Raw genomic sequence first — 3,099 nt, 5'->3', positions numbered from 1 at the left:
CATTCCTGCAGACTGGTCTGAACTTTTGAGAAAACTGTATGGACTGTAGGAATAGCCAACTCCAGCCGCACATGGCATATAATATTCACCATAGTATGAGCCTGAAACACGCTGTACAAGCAGTGACATCTGCTCGTCACGTTTATCAAGTCCACGTCTTTTTCTGTAGTCGAGAGCGGAAAGGCTCATGGTGCTTGCATAGACAGTTTTTATCGCCTTTTCAAATTCCTCGAGCCGCTCCCCGTGAGTTCCTCTGTTTGCACAGAATACAGACTCATACTTGCCTGCAAAGGCATTGCCGAATCCGTCCTCAAGTATACTGCTTGAACGGACGATGTAGGGGTCCTGACCGTAGTATTCGATAATGCGGTTGAGCTGCTCGCGCATCTCGTCTGAGAATCTGCCGTTCATAAGCTGCTGTGCGAACTCGTCAGCGAGCGAAAAATAGCCCGCCTCGGTACGCTGCTTTATACGCATACCCCAGAAATTATTGTCAACGATGTAGGTGTAATAAACGTCCGAGCCGACATAGAAAGAATCATGCGGCTCAAGAACTTCATTGATATCGGGCTCGGTGTTGCGGATAATGGCTCTCGCAAGCAGCATTCCGCAGGCTTTTCCGCCTATCATGCCCGTGCCTATCATGTGGTCGCGGACACTGAAATAGTCCTCGGGCTTGAAGTGTTTCTTGACCATTTCACGCATTTTCGTGTCGCGCGTCATCATGATATTGCACATATTACTGCACTGTTCCGAAATATCAACTCCGTTTTCATACAGCACCTTTGCCTTTTTGAAAGACCTGTCCCACGAATCCATGAACTGCTCGTCCGCAGAGCGCTGTGCGTTGCCGAGAACCTGATAGAAACGGCTCGACTTTACGCCGTCAAGAATAGGGCGGAAATGCCCCGTTTCGGGCTCATAGGTATGTGGCAGGAACATTGTATCCGAGCTTCGGTTCCATACCTTTTCGGGACGCACGTAGACGTTCTTTTTGTCGGAGTAAACGTCGAAGAAAAGCTGCGTGGTGTTCAGTATCTTGTTTATTGCGTGAACTGAGTGTTTGCCGCGAATTATAGGGAAGAATGCAACTGTGTCAAGTATGAAAAGGAACGGACAGGTCACTCTGAAAAAGTTGCCCATCATAAGGTCGGTAGCCCACATCGCCTGCAATTCTGAAAGGCAGTCGAATATGTAAAAAGCGTCCCTGCCTGCCTTTTCAATTTCGTTGTGTATATCAACGGTGAATGTCTCAAATCTGTGGGAGAGCGGCACTTCTATGGTTTTTACCTCGGGGCAGTGCTCAACAAGGGGCTCATGACTTGCAAAGCGGAAATAAATTATATTTCTGCCGTCAGCGATAGCCTGCCTGAGGTATGGCTCCATAAACAGCTTGAACTCCGAGAGTTCGGAAACTCTCCACACAACATTGTCGCCGAGCCTTATGTTGTCAAGTGCTGTGTCCATTTCGGGAATTCCCGAACATATCCTGTCAAATGCAGCCATAGTTACGCCTCCTTTTATTTACAGGTCTTTAGCATAGCATACCGCTCCATCAAGCTTGTCATAGGGTGGATAATTGCTTATGCGGTAGTATCCGAGTTTTTCATAGAGCGATACTGCTTCCGTCATTACTTCGCGTGTCTGGAGAATTGTTCTTATGAAATGCTGTTCCTTTGCCTTGTTTTCAATCATTTTCATCATCTCGACCGCAATACGCCTACGGCGATAATTAGGTTCTACCCATACGCGCTTTATTTCTGAATCTGTATCTGAATAAGACTTCAAACCTGCACAGCCAACAGCGGTATCGCCAATATATGCTATGACAACTACGCCGATATTCTGAGAAATATTGTAAGGAATAAAGCCTTCCCTGTTCTTTTTGCCGCCGACCAAACTGCTGTAAAACTCCTCTGTTTTCAAATAAAAACGCTGAAAATCTTTATTGCTACCGTCTGTCCATTTATACCGTATCTGCTCCATAGAAAGTCTCCTAATACAAAACGGCGCTCCTCAAAACGAGAAGCGCCGTTGCTCTTTATCTGCATTATATCACGCTAAGTCGGATTTGTCAAGCAAATAATTTGCCTTGACAAAAATAACTATTTAGTTTATAATTATAGTGTTAAGCAAAGGAGCTGTTTTTCAGCTCCTTTTTGTCTTTTTGGAGGTAAATATGAAAGACGGATTTATAAAAATAACCTGTGCTACGCCTGATGTGAAGGTCGCGGACTGCGGCTACAATGCCGACAGGATAATAGAAATGATAACGGAAGCCCACGATAAAGGCGTGAAGATAGTCTGCTTCCCCGAGCTTTCCGTAACAGGCTATACCTGCGGAGACCTATTTTTGCAGGAAGCACTTTTAAGCGCAGCTAAAAGCGAAACCGCACGGATAATCAAAGAAACTGTTGATCTTGACATTGTTTCAATAGTAGGCGTACCGCTTGCAGTATGCGGTAAACTCTACAACTGCGCTGTCGTAATCAATAAGGGAACGGCTGTTGGAGCTGTGGCAAAGAAGAATATCCCTAATTACAGTGAATTCTATGAAGCAAGACACTTCACAGCTGCCACTGACGAGCTTTGTGCGGATATACGGCTGAATGATGAATACTCTGTTCACCTTGAAGATACTGTGTTCACCTGCAAGGAACTCCCTGAGCTGACATTCGGTAGCGAGATATGTGAGGATATGTGGGTAAGCTCTCCGCCCTCGGAGCGGCTTGCAAGGTCTGGCGCAGCTATCATATTCAACTTATCCACAAGCGACGAAGTAGTAGGAAAAGCAGATTACAGAAGAACACTTGTAAAATCAAGGTCATGCTCTCTTGCCTGCACCTATGCATATGCAGATTCGGGTATCGGCGAATCAACGCAGGATATGGTCTTTGCCGGACATGATATAATTGCTGAGAACGGCTCTGTTATAGCAGAATCACGTCTTTTTTCAAAGGGTCTTATCATTGCGGATACAGATATAAAAAAGCTCGATTATGAACGTCGGAGAATGAATACCTTTACCGCTTCTCCGGATATGAAAAGTACTTATTTCAGCCTTGAAACCAAAGAAACGAGACTTGAAAGGCATTTCCC

Annotated in this window: 3 protein-coding genes; 1 reads left to right on the top strand and 2 read right to left on the bottom strand. The window is 45.4% G+C overall.

Going from position 1 to position 3,099, the window contains the following annotated elements:
• The coding region (locus tag K5677_RS05000) for a PEP/pyruvate-binding domain-containing protein (RefSeq protein WP_296725406.1) at positions 1–1,506 on the bottom strand (1,506 nt) is incomplete at its 3' end.
• Positions 1,507–1,524: 18 nt separating this feature from the next.
• Positions 1,525–1,986, bottom strand: coding sequence for a GNAT family N-acetyltransferase (locus K5677_RS04995; RefSeq protein WP_296725403.1), 462 nt, complete (start codon positions 1,984–1,986; stop codon positions 1,525–1,527).
• 193 nt (positions 1,987–2,179) lie between these two features.
• On the opposite strand from K5677_RS04995, the gene K5677_RS04990 reads away from it, so the two are divergent.
• Positions 2,180–3,099 (top strand): nitrilase-related carbon-nitrogen hydrolase (locus K5677_RS04990; protein WP_296725400.1); only part of this gene is annotated, 920 nt, incomplete at its 3' end.

The sequence above is a fragment of the Ruminococcus sp. genome, assembly GCF_024684275.1.
The sequence above is the reverse complement of the archived record's forward strand: the minus strand, read 5'-3'. Positions and strand labels throughout refer to the sequence as shown.